The 21,494-nt window shown below is 68.2% G+C and carries 15 protein-coding genes; 11 read left to right on the forward strand and 4 right to left on the reverse strand.

Translation table 11 applies throughout. The features are described 5' to 3' along the window. Together Q0Z44_RS09915 and Q0Z44_RS09920 are read left to right on the forward strand one after the other, a co-directional pair. Window positions 1-1,845: M3 family metallopeptidase (locus Q0Z44_RS09915; RefSeq protein WP_298012124.1), on the forward strand; the 1,845-nt coding region annotated here is incomplete at its 5' end. A 22-nt stretch (window positions 1,846-1,867) separates the two neighbouring features. Then, window positions 1,868-2,530: a glutaredoxin family protein gene (locus tag Q0Z44_RS09920; protein ID WP_298012126.1), complete on the forward strand. Its 663-nt coding sequence runs from the start codon at window positions 1,868-1,870 to the stop codon at window positions 2,528-2,530. An 82-nt stretch (window positions 2,531-2,612) separates the two neighbouring features. On the opposite strand, the gene rpiA is transcribed toward Q0Z44_RS09920, so the two are convergent. Both rpiA and Q0Z44_RS09930 read right to left on the reverse strand, forming a co-directional pair. After that, on the reverse strand, window positions 2,613-3,284 hold the full coding sequence (rpiA, locus tag Q0Z44_RS09925; protein ID WP_298012129.1) for a ribose-5-phosphate isomerase RpiA: 672 nt from the start codon (window positions 3,282-3,284) through the stop codon (window positions 2,613-2,615). Between the two features lie 36 nt (window positions 3,285-3,320). Next, on the reverse strand, window positions 3,321-4,121 hold the full coding sequence (locus Q0Z44_RS09930; protein ID WP_298012131.1) for a heparan-alpha-glucosaminide N-acetyltransferase: 801 nt from the start codon (window positions 4,119-4,121) through the stop codon (window positions 3,321-3,323). Window positions 4,122-4,200: 79 nt separating this feature from the next. Between Q0Z44_RS09930 and Q0Z44_RS09935 the strand changes: the two genes are divergently transcribed. From Q0Z44_RS09935 to Q0Z44_RS09945, 3 genes are read left to right on the forward strand one after another with little or no spacing between them, the layout of a single operon-like run. Beyond that, a complete protein-coding gene (locus tag Q0Z44_RS09935; protein WP_298012133.1) occupies window positions 4,201-6,165 on the forward strand; it encodes a U32 family peptidase in 1,965 nt (654 codons plus the stop codon). Between the two features lie 16 nt (window positions 6,166-6,181). Beyond that, complete coding sequence (locus Q0Z44_RS09940; RefSeq protein WP_298012135.1) at window positions 6,182-7,117, forward strand: ATP-binding protein; 936 nt, start codon at window positions 6,182-6,184, stop codon at window positions 7,115-7,117. Further along, on the forward strand, window positions 7,114-7,764 hold the full coding sequence (locus Q0Z44_RS09945) for a response regulator transcription factor (protein WP_298012136.1): 651 nt from the start codon (window positions 7,114-7,116) through the stop codon (window positions 7,762-7,764). Before Q0Z44_RS09940 ends, Q0Z44_RS09945 begins: the two co-directional genes overlap by 4 nt. Window positions 7,765-7,785: 21 nt before the next feature. On the opposite strand, the gene Q0Z44_RS09950 is transcribed toward Q0Z44_RS09945, so the two are convergent. Beyond that, window positions 7,786-10,209, reverse strand: coding sequence for a TonB-dependent receptor (locus tag Q0Z44_RS09950; protein ID WP_298012138.1), 2,424 nt, complete (start codon window positions 10,207-10,209; stop codon window positions 7,786-7,788). Window positions 10,210-10,413: 204 nt separating this feature from the next. Here Q0Z44_RS09950 and Q0Z44_RS09955 point away from each other — a divergent pair, with 204 nt between their 5' ends. The 5 genes from Q0Z44_RS09955 to Q0Z44_RS09975 all read left to right on the forward strand — a co-directional run bounded on the left by Q0Z44_RS09955 (window position 10,414) and on the right by Q0Z44_RS09975 (window position 16,457). After that, window positions 10,414-11,319 (forward strand): UDP-2,3-diacylglucosamine diphosphatase, encoded by a 906-nt coding sequence (locus Q0Z44_RS09955; protein ID WP_298012141.1) that lies wholly within the window; start codon window positions 10,414-10,416, stop codon window positions 11,317-11,319. A 72-nt stretch (window positions 11,320-11,391) separates the two neighbouring features. After that, window positions 11,392-12,972, forward strand: a complete 1,581-nt coding sequence (locus Q0Z44_RS09960; RefSeq protein ID WP_298012143.1) for a thymidine phosphorylase family protein — start codon at window positions 11,392-11,394, stop codon at window positions 12,970-12,972. A gap of 3 nt (window positions 12,973-12,975) precedes the next feature. Beyond that, the gene (locus Q0Z44_RS09965) at window positions 12,976-13,899 is read left to right on the forward strand and encodes a ribose-phosphate diphosphokinase (protein WP_298012146.1); all 924 of its coding nucleotides are present in this window, start codon (window positions 12,976-12,978) and stop codon (window positions 13,897-13,899) included. Between the two features lie 35 nt (window positions 13,900-13,934). Beyond that, entirely contained in the window at window positions 13,935-14,255 is a 321-nt protein-coding gene (locus Q0Z44_RS09970) for a DUF2322 family protein (RefSeq protein WP_298012148.1), read from the forward strand. A gap of 150 nt (window positions 14,256-14,405) precedes the next feature. Further along, window positions 14,406-16,457: a hypothetical protein gene (locus tag Q0Z44_RS09975; protein WP_298012151.1), complete on the forward strand. Its 2,052-nt coding sequence runs from the start codon at window positions 14,406-14,408 to the stop codon at window positions 16,455-16,457. A 2-nt stretch (window positions 16,458-16,459) separates the two neighbouring features. Here Q0Z44_RS09975 and purL read toward each other — a convergent pair whose 3' ends face one another. Then, window positions 16,460-20,494, reverse strand: coding sequence for a phosphoribosylformylglycinamidine synthase (purL, locus tag Q0Z44_RS09980; RefSeq protein WP_298012193.1), 4,035 nt, complete (start codon window positions 20,492-20,494; stop codon window positions 16,460-16,462). A 152-nt stretch (window positions 20,495-20,646) separates the two neighbouring features. On the opposite strand from purL, the gene map reads away from it, so the two are divergent. After that, entirely contained in the window at window positions 20,647-21,468 is an 822-nt protein-coding gene (map, locus tag Q0Z44_RS09985; RefSeq protein ID WP_298012154.1) for a type I methionyl aminopeptidase, read from the forward strand. Window positions 21,469-21,494: the final 26 nt, after the last annotated feature.

The following is a 21,494-nucleotide window of genomic DNA, read 5'->3' on the forward strand; positions in this document are numbered from 1 at the left end:
GCTGTGGGCCACCTCAACAGCGTGGCCGACACGCCCGAGTTGCGTGCGGCCTACAACGAGAACCTGCCGCGCCTGACCGAGTACTACACCCGCCTGGGCTCGGACGAACGCCTCTACGCCAAGTACAAGGCGCTTAACGAGGCGCAGCAAGGCCTGCCCGCCGAGCAGCGCCTGAGCCCTGCCCGCCAGCGCGCGCTCGACAACGCCCTGCGCGGTTTCGTGCTGGGCGGCGCCGAACTGCAGGGTGAGGCCAAGGTCCGCTATGCCGCGATCCAGGAAGAGCAGGCGGCGAAGTCGCAAGCCTTCTCCGAGCACGTGATGGACGCGACCGACGCCTACGCCTACTACGCGCAGGCCGATGAACTGGCGGGCGTGCCGGCCGATGTGGTGGCCGCCGCACGCGCTGCCGCCGAAGCAGAAGGCAAGGACGGGCACAAGCTGACGCTGCACATGCCCAGCTACCTGCCGGTGATGCAGTACGCCACGCACCGCCCGTTGCGCGAGGCGCTCTACCGCGCCTACAGCACCCGGGCCTCCGAATTCGGCCCGTCCGACAAGGACAACTCCGGCCTGATGCGTGACATCGTGGCCCTGCGCCAGGAAGAGGCCAAACTGCTGGGCTACCAGAACTTCGCTCAGGTCTCGCTGGTCCCCAAGATGGCGTCCAGCCCGGAACAGGTCATGGACTTCCTGCTGGATCTGGCCAAGCGGGCCCGCCCGTTTGCCGAGAAGGACATGGCCGAGCTGCGCGCCTTCGCCAAGGACGAATGCGGCATCGACGACCTGCAGGCCTGGGACGTGGCCTTCGTGAGCGAGAAGTTGAAGGAGGCCCGCTATGCCTTCAGCGACCAGGAGGTCAAGCAGTACTTCACCGAGCCGACGGTGCTGAAGGGTCTGTTCGGCCTGATTGAAACGCTGTTCGAGGTGCAGATCAAGCCCGATACCGCGCCCGTGTGGCACGAGTCGGTGCGCTTTTTCCGCATCGAGCGCGCCGGCCAGCTGGTCGGCCAGTTCTACCTGGACCCCTACGCCCGCCCCGGCAAGCGCCCGGGCGCCTGGATGGACGACGTGCGCGGCCGCTGGAAGCGCCCCGACAACGGCGCCACGCAGACCCCGGTGGCCCACCTGGTGTGCAACTTCGCCAAGGGCGTGGGCGACAAGCCCGCACTGCTGACGCACGACGACGTGACCACCCTCTTCCACGAGTTCGGCCATGGCCTGCACCACATGCTGACCAAGGTCGACGACATTGGCGTGGCCGGCATCAGCGGCGTCGAGTGGGATGCCGTCGAGCTGCCCAGCCAGTTCATGGAGAACTTCTGCTGGGAGTGGGACGTGGTGCAGAAGCTCACCAGCCACGTGGACACCGGCGAACACCTGCCCCGCGCGCTGTTCGACAAGATGACGGCGGCCAAGAACTTCCAGAGTGGCATGCAGACCCTGCGCCAGATCGAGTTCTCGCTGTTCGACATGCGCCTGCATGCACAACCGGGCTGCGAAGCCGACATCCAATCGGTGCTGGATGGCGTGCGCAAGGAAGTAGCGGTCAACATCCCCCCCGCTTTCAATCGCTTCCAACACAGCTTTTCACACATCTTTGCGGGTGGCTACGCGGCGGGCTATTACAGCTACAAGTGGGCTGAGGTACTCTCTGCAGACGCGTACGCCGCTTTCGAGGAGGCTGCGACCAGCTCCCAGGGCGTGCTCAACCCCGAGGTGGGCCGACGCTACCGTGAAGCGATTCTGGAGGCCGGCGGCAGCCGTGCGGCCATGGAGAACTTCAAGGCCTTCCGCGGCCGCGAGCCCCAGATCGACGCCCTGTTGCGCCATCAGGGCATGAGCTGACACCCGCGACAGATCCCACTCGATGTCCCGCAAAACTGTCCTGCCCCTTCCGTCGGCCTTGCTCGTCGGGGCCATTGCCCTGATGGGATGGCAGCCTGCCTGGGCGCTCTACAAGGTCGTCGGCCCCGATGGCAAGGTGACGTACACCGACCGGCCGCCGCCCAACCAGCCCGCACAGGCGCTGAAGGCCGATGGCAGCCCGGCGGCGACCGAGCGGCTGCCATATGCGTTGCAACAGGTGGTCGGCCGCTATCCGGTCGTGCTCTACACGGGCCGGAACTGCGCCCCTTGCGATGCCGGGCGGCAGATGCTGAAGGCACGGGGTGTCCCGTTCATCGAGAAGACGGTGACCAGCGCGGACGACGCAAAGGCGTTGCAGCGCGCCGAGAACACCGATGGGTTGCCCGTGCTGCGCGTGGGCGCCAAGCAATTGCAGGGCTACGCCCACAGCGAGTGGGTGTCGTACCTGGATGCGGCGGGCTATCCTGCCCAATCGGCCTTGCCCGCCACATACCAGTGGCCTGCACCGCAGCCCCTGGTGGCGCCAGCACCGGCGGCGGGCGAGGCCTCGGGCGTGAGCGGCGGAGGCCCCCGGTCTGCGCCGGCAACCGAGCCGGCCGCACCGGCTCCGGCCGGAACGAATGGCGGCCGGGGTGGCAGTGCGCCGCCCGGATTCCGGTTCTGAGTCTCGAATGGTGCGGGACGCGCGGTGCGCGCCCCGCGCCCCGCGCCCCGTGCCCCGTGCCCCGCGCCCCGTGCTCAGCCGATCAGAACTGCAGGGTCTTGACGCCCTGGCTGGTGCCGAGCAAGCACACACTGGCCTTGTTGCGGGCAAAAACGCCCACCGTCACCACGCCCGGAATCTGGTTGATCTCAGATTCGAAGCGGGCCGGTTCGGTGATCTGCAGACCCGTCACGTCGACGATCACGTTGCCGTTGTCGGTGGTGCAACCCTCGCGGACCTTGCCTTGGCCGCCCAGCTTGGCAAACGCCCGGATCACCTGAGCGGCCGCCATCGGGATCACTTCCACCGGCAGCGGAAACTTGCCCAGTGCGTGCACGAGCTTGGATTCGTCGGCGATGCACACGAACTGACGGGCCAGGTCGGCCACGATCTTCTCGCGCGTCAGGGCGGCGCCGCCACCCTTGATCATGTTGCCGCCGTGGTCGATCTCGTCGGCGCCATCGATGTAGACGCCCAGCTCCGTCACGGTTTCAGCAGGCAGCACCGGGATGCCGAGCGCTTCCAGGCGCTGGGTGCTGCGTACCGAGCTGGAGACCGCGCCCACCACCCGCTTCGGGTCGGTCTTGAGTGCCTCGCCCAACGCGTCGATGAACTTGTCGACGGTCGAGCCGGTGCCCACGCCGACGATGCTGCCGGCTTGCACGTAATCCAGGGCCGCGCGGCCCACGAGGGTCTTGAGTTGGTCTTGCGTCATCGAGAACGTCTTTCTGCGAGGGAAGGTGGCAGGGCTTCAGGCCGGAATCGCGCGGCCGGTCAGCGTCATCCATGCGGCCAGCGCGCCGATCAGCAGCGGCTGGTGCACCATGTAAAAAGTCAGGCTCCAGCGGCCCAGCGTGGTCAGCACGCGCGGCAACAGGGCCGCCTGGGCGGGGTGGCTATTGTCGCCTGAAGTGCCACGGTCGGCGCAAGCGCCCTGCAGCCAGCCAGGGCGGTGCGCCAGCATCCGCTGGGTGGCGGCCAGACCCCACCACATCACACCCAGCCAGGGCAGCAGCGGCACGTGGTCTTCGGTGATCGGTTTTCGGGTCATCAGCCCGGTCCAGTCCAGCCACGCGGTGTCGAACACCGGATGCTGCACAAGCTGCGGCAGCGCAAGGGCCACGGCGCCCGCCAGCCAGAGACCGCGGCCCCAGCCGGCCGTCAGGCGCGCCACGAGCAGCATCACGGCCATGCCGTGCAGCACGCCGAAGTAGATGAAGCTGCGCGGAAACATCGCCATGCTGCCCAGGGTGACGAGCAGCGCACAACCGGCCACCTGCGCCCAGCGACGCCAGAACCGCGCCCAGGTCTGTCCCTGGTGGACCGCAATGGCCTGCCCGGCCCCGGCGCACAGCAGGAAGAGCGAGAGGATGCAGGTGCGCTGCGTGGTCCACAGCGGATCGACGTAGAAATTGGCCTGTATCAAGCGCCAGTTGGCCAGGTCGAAGCAGAAGTGGAAGGCCGCCATCCACACCAGGGCCAGGCCGCGCAGGCGGTCGAGCCGGTCAAATCGGGGCAGCGCAGGGGGATGAAGGGCGGAACGGGCGACCATGGCGTTAGTATCTGCGGTTTGGCGCCCTGCCCCGCCCCTCGGGCCGCGCGCTGCTGTCCCTCTGCTCTTTGCGCCTGCCATGCCTGCTTCCCGCCACGAGATCGAACTGCTCGCCCCCGCCAAGACCGCCGACATCGGCATCGAGGCCATCAACCACGGGGCCGATGCCGTCTACATCGGCGGACCGTCGTTCGGCGCCCGCAGCAACGCCAGCAACGAGGTGAGCGACATCGCCCGCCTGGTGCAGCACGCCCACCGCTACCACGCCCGCATCTTCACCACGCTCAACACCATCCTGCGTGACGACGAATTGGAGCCCGCCCGCAAGCTGATCTGGCAGCTGTACGACGCCGGCGTCGACGCGCTGATCGTGCAGGACATGGGGCTGTTGCAGCTCGACCTGCCGCCCATCCAGCTGCACGCCAGCACGCAGACCGACATCCGCACAGTCGAAAAAGCGAAATTCCTGCAGGACGTGGGCTTCAGCCAGATCGTGCTCGCGCGCGAGCTGACGCTCCAGCAGATCCGCGAGATCGCGGCGAACACGCACGCCAACATCGAATTCTTCATCCACGGTGCGCTGTGCGTGGCCTACAGCGGCCAGTGCTTCATCAGTCACGCCCACACGGGCCGCAGCGCCAACCGGGGCGACTGCTCGCAGGCCTGCCGCCTACCCTACAACGTGCTGGACGACGGCGGCCAGGTCGTGGCCTTCGAGCAGCACGTGCTGTCGATGAAGGACAACGACCAGAGCGCCAACCTGCGCGCGCTGATCGACGCCGGCGTGAGCTCGTTCAAGATCGAGGGCCGCTACAAGGACATGGGCTATGTGAAGAACATCACCGCCCATTACCGCGTGCTGCTCGATGAGATCCTGGAAGAGCGCCCCGAACTGGCGCGGGCCTCGGCCGGCGAGTGCACCTTCTTCTTCCAGCCCGACCCTGATCGCAATTTCAACCGCGGTGCCACCGACTACTTCGTGAATGGCCGCAAGGAAGACATCGGCGCGTTCGAGAGCCCGAAGCACCTCGGCCTGCCGATCGGCGAGGTCGCCAAGGTGGGCGACCGCTGGTTCGATGTGGCGCTCAACCCGGCCGAGGCCGAGTCCATCGAGAACGGCGACGGCCTGAACTACCTGACGCTCACCAAAGACATCGTGGGCGTGCAGGTGAACACGGCCGAGCCCGTTGGCAAGGCCGGCCGTCTGTGGCGCGTGTTCCCCAATGAGGAAATCGCCGCCTTGCCCGATCTGAAGTCGGGTGTGGCCATCAACCGCAACCGCGACAGGGCCTGGGAAAACCTGCTGGGCAAGAAGTCGGCGGAGCGCCGCATCGGGCTGTGGATGAGCCTGACCGACACGGCCGATGGCCTGAAGCTGACGCTGACGGACGAGACCGGCCATGTGGGTGAGGCGAGCGTGGTGTGCGACAAGAAGCCCGCGCAGAATACGGAGCGGGCTGAAGCCACCCTGCGCGAGCACCTGGGTAAGTTGGGCACCACCATCTTCCAGGCACACGAGCTGACGCTGGGCACTGCCCAGCCCTGGTTCGTGCCGGCTTCGGTGCTCAACAGCCTGCGCCGCGATGCGGTGGCCGCGCTCGAAGCCGCGCGCGCGGCTGCCCTGCAGCGTCTGCCCCGTGCCGAACCGGTCGATCCGCCGGTGCCCTATCCGGAAGACACCCTGACCTACCTGGCGAACGTCTACAACCACGCGGCCCGCGATTTCTACGCCAAGCATGGCGTGAAGGTGATCGAGGCGGCCTACGAAAGCCACGAAGAGCTCGGCGAAGTCAGCCTGATGATCACCAAGCACTGCGTGCGCTTTTCGCTGAGCCTGTGTCCCAAGCAGGCCAAGGGCGTGACAGGCGTACAGGGCACGGTGAAGGCGGCGCCGCTGCAGCTAGTGAACGGCAAGGAGAAGCTGACGCTGCGCTTCGACTGCAAGCCCTGCGAGATGCACGTGGTGGGCAAGATGAAAAAATCGGTGCTCAACCAGGTCGCTGCGGCGCCGATCCAGTTCTACCGCAGCCGCCCAACGGCCTGATGCCGTGAGCAAGGCCGTGTCACGGTTCGCTGCCGGGTGGGCGCAGGACGCCCTGCTCGTGCTGGCCGGGGTGCTGGCCTTCTTTGTCGTGGCTGGCCGCTTTGAACTGTTCGAGCGATTGCAGGCGGCCACGCGCGGGCTGGAGCCCTGGCAGCTCGACGAACTGCCGCTGACGCTGCTGGCTTTGTCGCTGGGGCTGCTGTGGTTTGGCTGGCGCCGCGTGGTGGAAGCGCGCCAGGCGCTGACGGCCCGCACAGTGGCCGAACAACAGGCGCAAGCCCTGCTGAGCGAGAACCGTGAGCTGGCTCAGGCGCTGATCCGCGTGCAGGACACCGAGCGACGGGCCCTGGCCCGTGAACTGCACGACGAGTTCGGGCAGCATTGCACCGCGATCCGCGCCGATGCGCGCTACATCGCCCGCGCGACCGAGGTGCCGGCCGTGGCCGAGGGTGCGCGCCGCATCGACGAATCTGCCGAGCGCCTGCACGGTTTGGTGCGCGAGATGCTCGACCGTCTGCGCCCGCCCGATCTCGACAGCCTGGGGCTGGAGGCGGCGGTGCAGGCCCTTTGCGAGCGGTGGGAGATGCAGACCGGCATCGGTTGCGCCTTCGTGCCGCGGCCCGGCTCACCGGCGCTGCCAGACGACATGGCCGTGGCGGTGTACCGCCTGGTGCAGGAGGCGCTGACCAACGTGGCCCGGCATGCCGAGGCCAGCCATGTGCAGATCGTGTTCGAGCCGCTGCCGTCGTCCGAGGGACTTCGATTGCGCATCACGGACGATGGCCGGGGGCTGGCGTCCGATCGCCATCCGGCAGGCGCTGGCGGCGGGCATGGTCTGGCCGGCATGCGCGAGCGTGTAGCCGGCTATGGCGGCACGCTGAAGCTGGACAACGTGGAAGGCGGTGGCCTGCGCATCGAGGCTGATCTGCCTCTGGAGAACCTTCCCGCATGAGACAGACCCGAGTGCTGCTGGTCGATGACCATCCCGTTGTCCGTTCCGGCTACCGACGCCTGCTGGAGCAGGATGGCGACATCACCGTGGTCGGCGAAGCGGCCGATGTCGAGCAGGGGCACGCCGCCTGGGTGTCGCTCACGCCCGATGTGCTGGTGACCGACCTGTCGATGCCCGGCGCGGGCGGCGTGGAGTTGCTGCGCAAGGTGCTCGCGCGCGATTCGCAGGCCCGCGTGCTGGTGTGCAGCATGTACGACTCGGCCCAGATGGTGCGCCGCGCGTTGGACAGCGGTGCCCGAGGCTTTGTCAGCAAGAATGCCCCACCGGACAGCCTGGTGGCCGCCGTGCGTGCGGTGGACCGTGGCGGGCGCTATCTGAGCGCCGACCTCTCGCCGTCGCTGTTGAACCGGGCGGAGCAGGATGAGGCAGAGCGACTGGCGGCATTGAGCCAGCGCGAGTTCGAGATCTTCCGCCTGCTGGCCGAGGGGCACTCACCGGCCGAGTGCGCCCGCCTGCTGAACCTGAGCCCGAAAACGGTGGCCAACAACCAGACGCAGATCAAGGACAAGCTGGGCGTCGCCACCTCAGCGGCACTCGTGCACCTGGCGCTGCGTCACGGGGTCATCGACGGTCGCCAGCCGCGCTGAGCGGCCGACAACCCGTCGTCATCACATCGACCAGCGCAACGTGGCCCACACGGTGCGCGGTGCGCCCGGCGAGTAAAAGGTCGTGCCGATGCCGCCTGCGTCGGTGTAGGCGCCGTTGGCGGCAAACGCGCGTGCGCCCAGCTGCCCGGCGGTGGCGTAATGCCGGTCGAACAGGTTGCTCACGCCCAGACGGATCGAGACGTCCTTCGTGGCCTGATAGCGGCCACTGAAGTTGAACACCGCATAACCCGGATTGCGCCCAGAACCAAAGGTGGTGATGCCATTGGCCTGGTGCCGGTTGTCCTCGTTGCCTCGCACCGGGCTGCCGCTGACTGCCTGCATGTCCAGCCCGACGCGCCACTGGCTGCCGAAGTCATAAGCCACCTGCGCCTTGAGGATCTGGCTGGGGATCTGCGGTATGCGGTCGCCCGGGTTCACCACGATGCCGTTGTCAGCGTCGGCGCCGCTGTGGTATTCGCTGCCCACCACTTCCCGCGTCTGGTAGGTGGCCTTCATCCACGTCAGGTTCAAGCCCAGCGTCCACGCCCCGTCACGGCCCTGCACGCCCGCTTCCAAACCCTGCCGGCGGGTGCGTCCGAAGTTCTTGAAGTAGCCGGTCGAGGCGTTGTTGGCCACGAACAGGATGTCGTCGGTGTTGTCACCCAAGAAGGTGCCGAGGTTCCAGTTCCAGCGTCCGTCCAGCAGGCCGCGCACGCCCATCTCCCAGGTGTGCGAGACGACCTGCTTGAGCGGCGGATCGCCAGCCATCGAGTTGGGCAGACGGCAGCCGAACTCGGGGTCGGCGCAGCCCAGCTCCACCGAGGTCGGCGCGCGGCTGCTTTCCGCATATCCAGCGTAGGCACTCCAGGCCGGGCTGGGAGTGAAGCTCACACCCAGCGCCGGGTTGAACCGACGGAAGCGGTGGTTGCCGTCCAGTGTGCCGCGCAGTTCACCCTGCGTGGTTGCGTTGTTGTACGGGTAGAGCTCGTCGGTGTTCTTCAGCCGGGTGTCGTTGAAGCGGCCTGAGGCCGTCACGTGCCACTGCTCGTTGAGCGACAGCGTGTCGCTGCCGAACAGACTCCAGGTCGTGACACGGCCCTTCAGGCGTACGCGCGCGTCAAAGGCCTCGCTTGAATCCTGCGTGCCGTCGGCAAAGGCGTTCACCAGCGTCAGCGAGCGATCGTCGTTCAGGTAGCCGAACTGCGAGCCCTGCGTGAAGCTCAGGCGGCTGCTGTCGAACGCCGCACCGAGCACACCCTGATTGCGCAGCCCCATCAGGTGGCCCTGCATGCTGATCTGCCCCTGCAGGCCCATGTTGCGCTGGCTGGTGCGCGTGCGGGTGGCAATGCCAGAGCACGCTTCGTTGGGCTCGCCATTGATTGCCGCCTCGTCCACGCAGGCTTCGGGGCTGGGGCCTTCACCGATCACTTCCTCGTTGAGGTCACCGTTGAAGGTGCGGGTGCGGGTCTGACGCCAGTAGGCATTGCCACTGAGCATCACCTGGTCCGACAAGGCGTGCTTGAGTTGCAGGTTGAGCTGCGTGGCCCGGTTCTGCGTCTGGTCGGGCTTGGTGAACACGCTGCTGCGGTCGGCAGCAAGCAGTTCGCGCTGTTGCAGGCCGTTGCCGGTCAGATCGGTGTCGGCATGCGCCAGGCTGAGCTTCACATCGGTGGCGCCGTCACGCCAGCCGACCTTGCCGAAGAACTGGCCGATGCGCGAAGGCGAATCGTCACGCCAGCCGCTGTCCCGGAAGGTCGTGCCCGCCACGAACCAGTCCAGGCCCTTGTCGTTGGCACCACCGTGCTCGAGGCCCAGGCTTGCGCGGCCATGCTGGCCCGCGCTCAGTTCAAGCGCCGTGCCAGCGTGGCGGCGACCGTCCTTGGTGTCGATGCTCAGCGCGCCGCCCAGTGTGTTCAAGCCGAACAAGGGGTTGGCGCCCGGCATCAGTGTCACGCCTGCAATGGCGGCCTTCGGGATCAGGTCCCACAGCACGACGTCGCCAAACGCCTGGTTCTGGCGCACCCCATCCACGTACACCGACAGCCCTTGCGGCGTGCCCAGCAGCGGCGAGGCCGTGTAGCCGCGGTAGTTCACATCCATCATGAACGGGTTGGCCTGTACCTCGTTCACGTGGACGCTGCCAAGGCGGCGGTTCAGGAACTCCGACAGGTCGGCAGCGCCGCTGTCGGCCAGATCCCGCAGGCTGGCCGACTGCACCGGCGCGGGAAAGACGTTGCGCGGCAGGCCGATGCCCGGCAGCGGTGTGGTGCTGATGACGGAGACAGAGGGCAGTTCGGCGCGGGCCACCAGCACGGGGGCCTCGCTCTGGGCGTGCGCCTGCACGGCCAGGCACAGCAGGCTGGCAGCCACGGACACGGCGCGGGGTTGAAGAAGGGGGCGCAGAGCGGCCTGCGCGGCGATGGGGCGGTGCACGGACTGTCGCACGGGGTCTCCTCGTCGTCTGACGTGTTCTCTCTTGGACGGACGGAGTGTCGGCAAGCCGTCATGCCGCAGACAGGGAAAATTTCCCGCACGCCTGTGTCAGCCTGTGACACGGCGGGATAACCCGCTCCCCCTCTTGACCACGCCATCACGGAAGCGTCACTGCGGTGTCGCGCCGATGTCACGCCGGCCACCGACCATCGCGACATGCGGCCCTGGTTCACCACCCCCCTGATGCGTGCCTGGCAAGCCGGCTTCGGCCGGAGCGGCTTGGGCGCGCTGCCGCCCTCCAGGCCCGCTTCCGCCACGCCCCGACGCCCGGCGCTGAAGGTGCGCACAGCCTGGATCTCGGACGTGCACCTCGGCACGCCGGGCTGCCAGGCCGACGCCCTGCTCGACTTCCTCCGCCACCTCGAGTGCGACACGCTCTACCTCGTCGGCGACATCATCGACGGCTGGCAGTTGCGCCGCCACTGGTACTGGCCGCAGGCTCACAACGATGTCGTGCAGAAACTGCTGCGGCACGCCCGCAAGGGCACGCGTGTGGTGTTCGTGCCCGGCAACCACGACGAATTCGCACGGCAGTTTCTCGATCAGGCCTTTGGCGGCATCGAGGTGCGGGAAGACTGCATCCACACCCTCGCGGACGGCCGACGGTTCTGGGTGACGCACGGCGACCTCTACGACGGCGTGATCCAGTGCGCCCGCTGGCTCGCCCTGGTGGGCGATGCCCTCTACGAGTTCACGCTGAAGCTGAACCGCCATTTGAACTCGTTGCGCGCGCGCCTGGGCCTGCCGTACTGGTCGCTGTCGAAATACCTCAAGCTCAAGGTCAAGCGGGCCGTGAGCTATGTGAGCGACTTCGAGGAAGCACTCGCCCGCGAGGCACGGCGTCAGGAAGTGGACGGCGTGGTGTGCGGCCACATTCACCACGCCGAGATGCGCGACATCGGCGGCATCCTCTATTGCAACGACGGCGACTGGGTCGAGAGCCTGACGGCGCTGGTCGAGCAGGCCGACGGCACGTTGGCCATCGTGCATTGGGCAGATCACATGGCGGCCAGCCTGCCCCACCGGGCCGACACCGCTTGCGTCACATCAAGCGCCGGCTGACAAGCAGGACACGCCCGCAAACAAGGTGCAGCAATTCAGGGGAAGATGACGGCCTGAATTCCGCTGTCTGCCATGTCGCCACCCCTCTCTCAGCCGCATCCCACGCCCGATACCCTCTCGCCGTTGCGCCTCAAGCGCGTCGCCATCGACACCTACCGCGAGAACGTCGCCTATCTCCACCGAGAGTGCGCCATCTACCGCGCCGAGGGCTTCCAGGCCCTCTCCAAGGTGGAAGTGCGCGCAAACGGTCGCCGCATCCTGGCCACGCTGAATGTGGTGGACGACGCCTGCATCGTTGGACCGGATGAGCTGGGTCTGTCCGAAGATGCGTTCGCGCAGATCGGCGTGCCCTCTGAGCACCCGGCCACGGTCAGCCAGGCTGAGCCGCCCTCTTCGATCTCGGCGCTGCACCGCAAGATCGCCGGCGAGCGCCTGACGCATGCCGATTACCAGGCCATCGTGCGCGACATCGTCGACCACCGCTATTCCAAGATCGAACTGACGGCCTTCGTGGTCGCCACCAACCAGGGGGAGCTCGACCGCGAAGAGGTCTACGATCTGACCGCGGCCATGGCCGGCGTCGGCCGCCGGCTGGACTGGAAGGCGCATCCGGTGGTCGACAAGCACTGCATCGGTGGCATCCCGGGCAACCGCACGTCGATGCTGGTCGTGCCCATCGTGGCAGCGCACGGCATGCTCTGCCCCAAGACCTCGTCGCGCGCGATCACCTCGCCCGCCGGCACGGCCGACACCATGGAGGTGCTGGCCAACGTCGAACCGCCATTCGAGCGGCTGCAGGAAATCGTGCACACCCACCGCGGCTGCCTGGCCTGGGGCGGCACCAGCGAGCTCTCGCCGGCCGACGACGTGCTGATCTCGGTCGAACGCCCGCTGTCCATCGACTCGCCCGGCCAGATGGTCGCATCCATCCTGTCGAAGAAGGTGGCTGCGGGCTCCACCCACCTGCTGCTCGACATCCCGGTGGGCCCGACCGCCAAGGTGCGCACCGTACCCGAGGCCCAGCGCCTGCGCAAGCTGTTCGAGTTCGTCTCGCGCCGCATGGGGCTGACCATCGACGTGGTGATCACCGACGGCCGCCAGCCCATCGGCCACGGCATCGGCCCGGTGCTGGAGGCGCGCGACGTGATGCGCGTGCTGCGCAACGACCCGCGCGCACCCCATGACCTGCGCCAGAAGTCGCTGCGTCTGGCCGGCCGGATGCTGGAGTTCGACCCCGATGTGCGCGGCGGCGAAGGCTACGCCATCGCGCGCGACATCCTCGAATCGGGCCGGGCGCTCGAGCGCATGCAGGCCATCATCGAAGCACAGGGCGCGCACGCCTTCGACCCCGAACACCCTGAACTCGCGCCGCTGACGTTCGAGGTCACTGCGGGCCAGGACGGCATGGTGACGGGCATCGACAACCTGCACCTGGCCCGCATCGCGCGGCTTGCGGGTGCGCCCAAGGTGCAAGGCGCCGGCGTCGACCTGCTCCACAAACTGGGCGACACCGTGAAAGCAGGCGACGCGCTCTACCGCGTGCATGCGGCCTTCCCCACCGACCTGGGCTTTGCCCGGCAGGCCTGTGAGCGCACGACCGGCTTTGCGCTCGGCAGCCCGGCCGACCTGACCGATCTGCACGTGGAGTTCTGACCCATGCCCGACCTGCTGCTCCACTTTGCGGACGAGGCCGCCCCCGCACAACGCCTGGCCACGGCGCTGGGCCTGCGTGCCGCCGAAATCGAACGCCACCGCTTTCCCGACGGCGAATGGCGCCTGCGCCTGCCGGTCGACGAGAACGGTGGCCTGCCCGCTCACCTCATCGTCTACCGCAGCCTGGACCGCCCCAACGAAAAGCTGATCGAGCTGTTGTTGCTGGCGCGGCAGGCCCGCCAGCTGGGTGCTGCCCAACTGACGCTGGTAGCGCCTTACCTCGCCTACATGCGGCAGGACATCGCCTTCCATCCGGGCGAGGTGGTCAGCCAGCGGGTCATCGGGCGGTTTCTCGCCGACCTGTTCGACGCCGTCATCACCGTCGACCCGCACCTGCACCGCGTGGCCACGCTGGACGAGGCCGTGCCCGTTCCCCATGCCATCGCGCTGTCGGGCGCGCCCATGCTGGCGGATCTGGTGGCGAGGCACCACGCCTCGCCCGTCCTCATCGGCCCGGATGCCGAATCGGCGCAATGGATCGACAGCGCGGCGGCCGGTCGCGGCTGGCGCCATGGCGTCTGCACCAAGGCCCGCCACGGCGACCGGGATGTGCGCATCACGCTGCCCGAGCTCGACGTGCGCGGCCAGGCCGTTGTGCTGATCGACGACGTGGCCAGCTCGGGCCGCACCCTGGGCGAAGCCGCCCGGCTGCTGCTGGCGGCCGGCGCGCAGTCCGTGGACGCCGCCGTGACCCACGCCCTGTTTGCCGACGACGCGCTGGGCTTCATGCAACGGGCCGGCATCCGCCATGTGTGGAGCACGGACTGCATCGCGCACCCAAGCAACGCCGCGCCGATGGCACCGCTGCTGGCCGAGGCCGTGCGCACCGTCCAGCAGGCGCTGCGGCACAATACGGCCCCTCGTTGAACCCCCTGCGCTCCGCGCCCCGGAGCCCCCACACCATGGCCTTTGCCGACAACCTCAAGCAGCTGCCCCCGGTCGCCCACCTCGCGGCCCTTGAACTCATCGACGCCGCAGGCGGAGTTGCCGCCCGCATCGAGAACAAGCCTGGGCAAGCTGGCTCGCTCGCGGTGTACGCTGCCCTGGCCGCCAAGCACGGCAGCATCAACACTGCAGCCGCCGAAGAGGGCCTCGAGATCTACGCCGAGCACACGGCCGACTCGCGCGCCAACCCCGGCAAGCACCCCAACATCGACCGCCTGCTGGCGGTCATCGCATCGGGCCACGGCTACACCGTGCGCCTGGTGCCGCAGGCGGACTGAAGCCTCCACCTCCGCCTCGCAGCCCGGGGAATCGGCGGCGAAACCCTGCGCTATCGCCCGCGATGACGGCCGGTATAGTGCCCTGATACACAAGAACGACAGGGGGCACCGGTGGGGGCACGCATTCTTCGCTGGCTTGCATGGGCCGCCGTGTTGGCTTCGCTGGCGGCCATCGGCATCAGCCTGTGGGCACAACGCCAGGCCGGCGCGCTTCAAGGGCCACAGGCACTGGCGGCCTTGCCGGACGGCCAGGTCTGGCTCACCGTCAACGACACGTTCTGGCAGCTCGACGCAGACGGCGCCCTGCAGGCTCGCATTTCCATCACGGCGCTCGGCCTGCCCGATCGACCGGCCGCCATCGCACCCGCGCCCGGCCAACGGCTGCTCATCAGCCAGAACGGCAGCGCCATCCTTCACTGGCTCGACCCGCACACCCGGCGCCTGACCGGGCAGACAGCGCTGCAATGGCCCGACGACCTGCGCAAGCTGCTGGATCACCCGATGAGCGTGGTCGTCAGCCCGCAAGGCGCGATCGCCGTCGCCACCGCTGGGGGACACCGCGTGCTCGTGTTCGAAGCCGACGGGCGCTTCCGCGCGGTCACGCGCCCGGGCCTGTACCGCTTCACCAACGGGCTGTGGTGGGCGCCGGATGCCCTGTGGACCACCGACACCAACCGCTTCGCGCTGGTGGAACTCGAGCCTCAGACCCTGCAGGAGCGCCGCCGCATCCAGCTCAAGCACAACGACGCGGCCGCGCGCTACCTCAGCTGGGTCGCGCCCGTGCCCCAGGCCGACGGGCGCCTCCGGCCCTTGGCCAGCGTGGCCCGGATGCGCAACGGAATGCAGATCGGCCGCATCGTCAACGTCTGGCCGAACGGCGACGAGCAGACGCTGCCCCTGCCCGATGACGCCCAACCCCAGGACATGGCCTGGCGGCACGACACCCTGCTGGTGGTGGATGGGGCCACCTGGCGCGTGCGACGTTTCGGGCTGGACCGGGAAGCCCTGCCCGACTTCGGTAACCCTCACACCCGGGCCGAACTGGCTGCACTGTACGCACGGCGGCAGGGTTTCGATCGGCTGTACCTCTGGGGGTTGCGGGGCGGCGTGGCCGGGCTGATGCTCGCCCTGGTCGCCCTGGCCTGGCAGAGTCGGTTGACCCGGTCGAGCCGTGCGCGGGTCATGCGGCCCTTGCTGGCCACCCTCGGCACCCCAGTGCTCGATGGCGCCGCATTGCGAAAAGCGGCGCTGCACGCCGTCTGGCCCTGGCTGCTTCTGCTCGTGTGGCTCGTCGCCTGGCAGGCACTGATTCGCCACTGGCAGGGGGACGCCGCTGGCGACTCCGACACGGCACGCCTGGCCACGTGGGCCATGGTCATCGGGCTGGTGGCGGCCCTGGTTGCCCTGCTGCATGAGGTGCACCGCCAGACCAGGCGACTGGCTGAAGCCCCCTGGGCAGAGGGCCTGCTGAACCTGCTGGCCGTACGCTGGCTGCAGACCGACGAGACCCTCGCGCAGCTGCTCGAACCGGGCGAGCAGGTGCGCGAAACCTTCATCCTGCAACCCCTGGGTGGCCAGCGCTGGATCGTGCTGACTGACCGCCGGCTGCTGAGCTTCCGGATCACCCTCGGTGGCCGCGTGCTCGAGCACCGCGTGCCGAGGGCCGACATCGCCCGCGTGGCCTTGCCTGCCGTCGCCCGTTTTCCGCTCTGGCGGCGCCTGCTGCGTCAACCCGCGGACGACGGCTGGCTGCGGCTGCAACTGCGCGATGGCACCGTGCTGGAAGGCGCAGTCCGCTCGGCGGTGACCGCCCGCCGTGTGGCGGCGTTGCTCAACGTGCGGGCGGTACCGCGCTCCCGCGCGTCCACCGAGGCATCGGCCACCGCACACCGGCCGCTTGCCGCCGCGCTCGCCGCGCTGGCCTCGTTCGCCGTGCCCGGCAGCGCACAATGGCTGCAGCGGCGCGCAGCCGTGGGCCTGATGATGTTCCTGGTGGCCGCGGGGTGGGCCAGCGTCATCACCGTGCGTGCAACCTGGGTCTGGTGGCACGGCGCCGCCGACATCGCCCCGCGCGTGCTCACGCAGGCCTGGGCGACCCAGCTGGGCTGGGGCCTCTTCTGCGCCTGGGATGCCTGGTATGCCGCCCCGCGGCGCACCGCCCGGGCGGCCGCATCGGCCCACCCGGGTTCCGCTTCAGACTGAGATCACCCCACCCACTTGCGGGCGTTGCGGAACATGCGCAGCCACGGGCTCGGAGCACTCTTGTCGCCGCTGGTCCAGCTCATCTGGATGTTGCGGAACACGCGCTCCGGGTGCGGCATCATGGCCGTGAAGCGGCCATCGGCCGTCGTCACCGCGGTCAGGCCTTCGGGCGAGCCGTTCGGGTTGAACGGGTACACCTCGGTCGGCGCGCCGGTGTTGTCCACGTAGCGCAGCGCGCGGTGCACCTTGGCCTGATCGCCACGCTGGGCGAAGTTGGCAAAGCCTTCCCCGTGCGACACGGCGATCGGCATGCGGCTGCCGGCCATGCCCTGGAAGAACAGCGACGGGCTCTCCAGCACCTCGACCAGGCTCAGGCGCGCTTCGAAGCGCGTGCTCTGGTTGTGGGTGAACTTCGGCCAGTCCTGCGCACCGGGGATGATGGGGCTGAGCGCCGCCAGCATCTGGCAGCCATTGCACACGCCCAGCGCAAAGGTGTCGGTGCGACCGAAGAAGGCCGCGAACTGCTCGGCCAGCTGCGGGTTGAACATGATGGAGCGGGCCCAGCCTTCCCCGGCACCCAGCGTGTCGCCATAGCTGAAGCCGCCGCACGCCACAAAGCCCTGGAACTGGTCCAGACGGGCGCGGCCGGCCTGCAGGTCGCTCATGTGCACGTCGAAGGTGTCGAAGCCGCCCTGGTGCATGGCGTAGGCCATTTCCACGTGCGAGTTCACGCCCTGCTCGCGCAGGATGGCGACCTTCGGGCGCGCCTTGTGGATGAAGGGTGCGGCCACGTCGTCCAGCGGATCGAAGGTCAGGTGCAGACTCATGCCCGGATCGGCCGGCGCCCCCACGGCGGCGTGCTCGCTGTCGGCACAGGCCGGGTTGTCGCGCAGCTGGGCAATGCGCCAGCTCACCTCGTCCCAGGTCTTGTGCAGCTGCTCCAGCGGGGCCGTCAGCACCGCCTTGGCGTCGCGCCACACTTGCACTTCCTGCGCGGCCTGGCCCTTCAGGTTGGGCTTGCCGATCACATGGGTGTGCTTGCTCAGTCCGTGGGCACGCAGCACCTGCAGCACGGCGTCACGCTCGGCGGTGCGCACCTGCAGCACCACGCCGAGTTCTTCGTTGAACAGCGCCTTGAGCGTCAGCTCGTTGCGGCGCTCGCCCACCTGGCCGGCCCAGTTCTTCGAGTCACCGAAGTCGGCGCGGCTGTCGTCGATGCCGGCGCTTTCCGTCACCAGCATGTCGACGTTGATGCTCACGCCCGTGTGGCCGGCAAAGGCCATCTCGCACACGGTCGCCCACAGGCCGCCGTCACCCCGGTCGTGGTAGGCCAGCAGCTTGCCATCGGCGCGCAGGGCGTTCACCGCATTCACCGTGGCCTTGAGCAGCTCGGGGTTGTCGACGTCCGGCACCTCGTTGCCGAACTGGTTCAGCACCTGGGCCAGCATCGAGCCGCCCATGCGCTTCTTGCCTTCGCCCAGGTCCACGAGGATCAGGGTCGTGTCCAGCGGCTGGCCGTTTTCCTGCGTCACCAGCTGCGGCGTCAGCGTGCCACGCACGTCGCCGATCGACGCGAATGCGGTCACGATCAGCGACACAGGCGCCGTCACCTGCTTGGTGGCCCCGTTGTCGCTCCACTTGGTGCGCATCGACAGCGAGTCCTTGCCCACCGGGATGGAAATGCCCAACGCGGGACACAGCTCCAGGCCCACGGCCTTCACGGTGTCGTACAGCGCGGCGTCTTCGCCCTTTTCGCCACAGGCCGCCATCCAGTTGGCCGACAGCTTGACGCGCGGCAGCTCGATCGGCGCTGCCAGCAGGTTGGTGATCGCCTCACCCACGGCCATGCGGCCGGATGCAGGCGCGTTGACCGACGCCAGCGGCGTGCGCTCGCCCATGGCCATCGCCTCGCCGGCAAAGCCCTTGAAGTCAGCCAGGGTCACGGCCACGTCGGCCACGGGCACCTGCCACGGGCCGACCATCTGGTCGCGGTGGTTCAGGCCACCCACCGTACGGTCACCGATGGTGATCAAAAAGCGCTTGCTGGCCACGGTCGGATGGCGCAGCACGTCCATCGCCACCTGCTCCAGCTGCACGCCGGTCAGGTCCAGCTTGCCGCCGTCCCACTGCACGCGTTCGACCACACGGTGCATCTTGGGCGGCTTGCCCAGCAGCACCTCCATCGGCATGTCCACGGCCTTGTCGGCCTGCGGTTGGGTCGTGTCTTCGAGGATCAGTTCCAGCGCCTCGGTCGCGGTGCCGATCACGCCGAACGGGCAGCGCTCGCGCTCGCACATCGCCGTGAAGATGGGCAGGCTTTCCGGGGCGATGGCCAGGACGTAGCGCTCCTGGCTCTCGTTGCACCAGATTTCCTTCGGGGCCAGGCCGGTTTCTTCCAGCGGCACCTTGCTCAGGTCGAAGCGCGCGCCCTTGCCGGCGCCGTCCACCAGCTCGGGGAAGGCGTTCGAGATGCCGCCCGCGCCCACGTCGTGGATCGCCAGAATCGGGTTGTTCGCGCCCAGGCCCCAGCAGTGGTTGATGACTTCCTGCGCACGGCGTTCGATTTCCGGGTTGCCGCGCTGCACCGAATCGAAATCGAGGTCAGCCGCGTTCGTGCCGGCCGCCATCGACGAGGCCGCCGCACCGGCCATGCCGATGCGCATGCCCGGGCCGCCCAGCTGGATCAGCAACGTGCCGGCCCCGAACACGACCTTCTTGGTCTGCTCGGCGCTGATGGTGCCGATGCCGCCGGCAATCATGATGGGCTTGTGGTAGCCGCGGCGGATGGCATCGGCGCCCTCACCCACCGTCTGCTCGAACACGCGGAAGTAGCCGCCCAGGTTCGAACGGCCGAACTCGTTGTTGAACGCGGCGCCGCCCAGCGGGCCTTCGGTCATGATCTGCAGCGGGCTGGCGATGTGCTCGGGCTTGCCGACAGGGTTCTGCTCCCACGGCTCGTTCGTGCCCGGCAGGTGCAGGTTCGACACCGAGAAGCCCGTGAGGCCCGACTTCGGACGCGAGCCGCGGCCCGTGGCGCCTTCGTCGCGGATCTCACCGCCGGCGCCGGTCGAGGCTCCTGGGAAAGGCGAAATCGCCGTCGGGTGGTTGTGCGTTTCCACCTTCATCAGCACGTGGGCCAGCTCGTCGCGGGCCTTGTACTGCGGCGCGTTGGTGTAGCCCTCGGGCATCCAGCGCTCGATGGCGTGGCCTTCCATGATCGAGGCGTTGTCCGAGTAGGCCACCACGGTGTGCTGCGGGCTGACCTTCTCGGTGTGGCGGATCATGCCGAACATCGACAGGTCCTGCTCCTGGCCGTCGATGGTGAACTTCGCGTTGAAGATCTTGTGACGGCAGTGCTCCGAGTTCGCCTGGGCGAACATCATCAGCTCCACGTCCGTCGGGTTGCGCTTCAGGCCGGTGAAGGCGTTCACCAGGTAGTCGATTTCGTCATCCGACAGGGCCAGGCCGAAGCTCACGTTGGCTTCTTCCAGCGCAGCGCGGCCACGGGCCAGCACGTCGACATGGGCCATGGGCTGGCCGGGCTTCTCGTCGAACAGGTGGCGGGCCTCGTCGCGGGCCAGCAGCACGCTTTCCGTCATGCGGTCGTGCAGCAGCGCGGCGCAGGCGGCCAGTTCGTCGGCGGTCAGGCCCTTGGCGCCGCCCGTCAGCGAACCCAGCAGACCGGCCTTCAACGTCAGGCGGTACTCGGTCACGCGCTCCACGCGGCGAATCGCCAGGCCGCAGTTGTGCGCAATGTCGGTCGCCTTCGACGCCCAGGGCGACAGCGTGCCCAGGCGCGGCGCCACCACGATCAGCTCGCCGTCCAGCGCGCCCTCATAGGCGTCGCCGTAGTTCAGCAGCGCGGCCAGCTTGTCGACCTCACCGGCGGCCAGGGCCTGGTCAGCGGCCACCCAGTGCACGTGCCGCGCATGCACGGCCGTGATCTTCGGGTTGATGGCCTGCAGCTTCGGCAGCAGCGCGTGGATCTGGTGGGGAGCCAGGGCGTTGCCGCCCTCGAAGTGCATCAGGGTCGACATCGGTGCGGGGGTGCGTTCGGTCACGGCGGAGGGCGGTCGTGCGGAAAAACGAGAATTTTACCGGCCCCTGTCCGGGAAAGCCCGCCACCCCCTCTGTTTGTGTTTCCCATGACAGCGACATACCCCACGCCAATTGCGGATAATCCCTGCCCATGAGCATCACCATCAAGACCGGCGCCGAGATCGACGCCATGCGCGTTGCCGGCCGCCTCGCCTCCGAGGTGCTGGACTACCTCACGCCGTTCGTGAAGCCCGGCGTCACCACCGAAGAGCTGGATCGCCTCGCCCACGACTACATGGTCAACGTGCAGGGCACCATCCCCGCGCCGCTGAACTACGCGCCGGGCGGCCACAAGCCCTACCCCAAGTCGATCTGCACGTCGATCAACCACCAGGTCTGCCACGGCATCCCGAACGACCGCCCCCTGAAGGACGGCGACATCGTCAACATCGACATCACCGTCATCAAGGATGGCTGGCACGGCGACACCAGCCGCATGTTCATCTGCGGCAACGGCTCGATCGCGGCCAAGCGCCTGTGCGCCTTCACCTACGACGCCATGTGGAAGGGCATCGCCAAGGTCAAGCCCGGCGCACGCCTGGGCGACATCGGCCACACCATCCAGACCTTTGCCGAGAACAACGGCTTCTCGGTGGTGCGCGAGTTCTGTGGCCACGGCATCGGCCGCAAGTTCCACGAGGAGCCGCAGGTGCTGCACTACGGTCGCCCCGGCACGCTGGAAGAACTCAAGCCCGGCATGATCTTCACCATCGAGCCCATGATCAACGCGGGCAAGAAGGACATCAAGTCGCTGGGCGACGGGTGGACCATCGTCACGAAGGATCGCTCACTTTCCGCCCAGTGGGAGCACACGGTGCTGGTCACCGAAACCGGCTACGAAGTGCTGACGCTCTCGGCCGGCAGCCCCCCGATCCCGGACTTCGTCACCGCGCCCCAGACCACCAGCGCCTGACGCCACACCACCCGACCGGGCCCGAG

Source organism: uncultured Aquabacterium sp., assembly GCF_947366995.1.
In the GTDB taxonomy this organism is placed as follows: domain Bacteria; phylum Pseudomonadota; class Gammaproteobacteria; order Burkholderiales; family Burkholderiaceae_C; genus Aquabacterium.

What these genes read in the sequence shown, in the direction of transcription:
- Q0Z44_RS09920 (WP_298012126.1), top strand. Translation starts at nt 1,868, where the DNA reads ATGTCCCGCAAAACTGTCCTGCCCCTTCCGTCGGCCTTGCTCGTCGGG.
- rpiA (WP_298012129.1), bottom strand. Translation starts at nt 3,284, where the DNA reads ATGACGCAAGACCAACTCAAGACCCTCGTGGGCCGCGCGGCCCTGGAT.
- Q0Z44_RS09930 (WP_298012131.1), bottom strand. Translation starts at nt 4,121, where the DNA reads ATGGTCGCCCGTTCCGCCCTTCATCCCCCTGCGCTGCCCCGATTTGAC.
- Q0Z44_RS09935 (WP_298012133.1), top strand. Translation starts at nt 4,201, where the DNA reads ATGCCTGCTTCCCGCCACGAGATCGAACTGCTCGCCCCCGCCAAGACC.
- Q0Z44_RS09945 (WP_298012136.1), top strand. Translation starts at nt 7,114, where the DNA reads ATGAGACAGACCCGAGTGCTGCTGGTCGATGACCATCCCGTTGTCCGT.
- Q0Z44_RS09955 (WP_298012141.1), top strand. Translation starts at nt 10,414, where the DNA reads ATGCGGCCCTGGTTCACCACCCCCCTGATGCGTGCCTGGCAAGCCGGC.
- Q0Z44_RS09960 (WP_298012143.1), top strand. Translation starts at nt 11,392, where the DNA reads ATGTCGCCACCCCTCTCTCAGCCGCATCCCACGCCCGATACCCTCTCG.
- Q0Z44_RS09965 (WP_298012146.1), top strand. Translation starts at nt 12,976, where the DNA reads ATGCCCGACCTGCTGCTCCACTTTGCGGACGAGGCCGCCCCCGCACAA.
- Q0Z44_RS09970 (WP_298012148.1), top strand. Translation starts at nt 13,935, where the DNA reads ATGGCCTTTGCCGACAACCTCAAGCAGCTGCCCCCGGTCGCCCACCTC.
- purL (WP_298012193.1), bottom strand. Translation starts at nt 20,494, where the DNA reads ATGTCGACCCTGATGCACTTCGAGGGCGGCAACGCCCTGGCTCCCCAC.
- map (WP_298012154.1), top strand. Translation starts at nt 20,647, where the DNA reads ATGAGCATCACCATCAAGACCGGCGCCGAGATCGACGCCATGCGCGTT.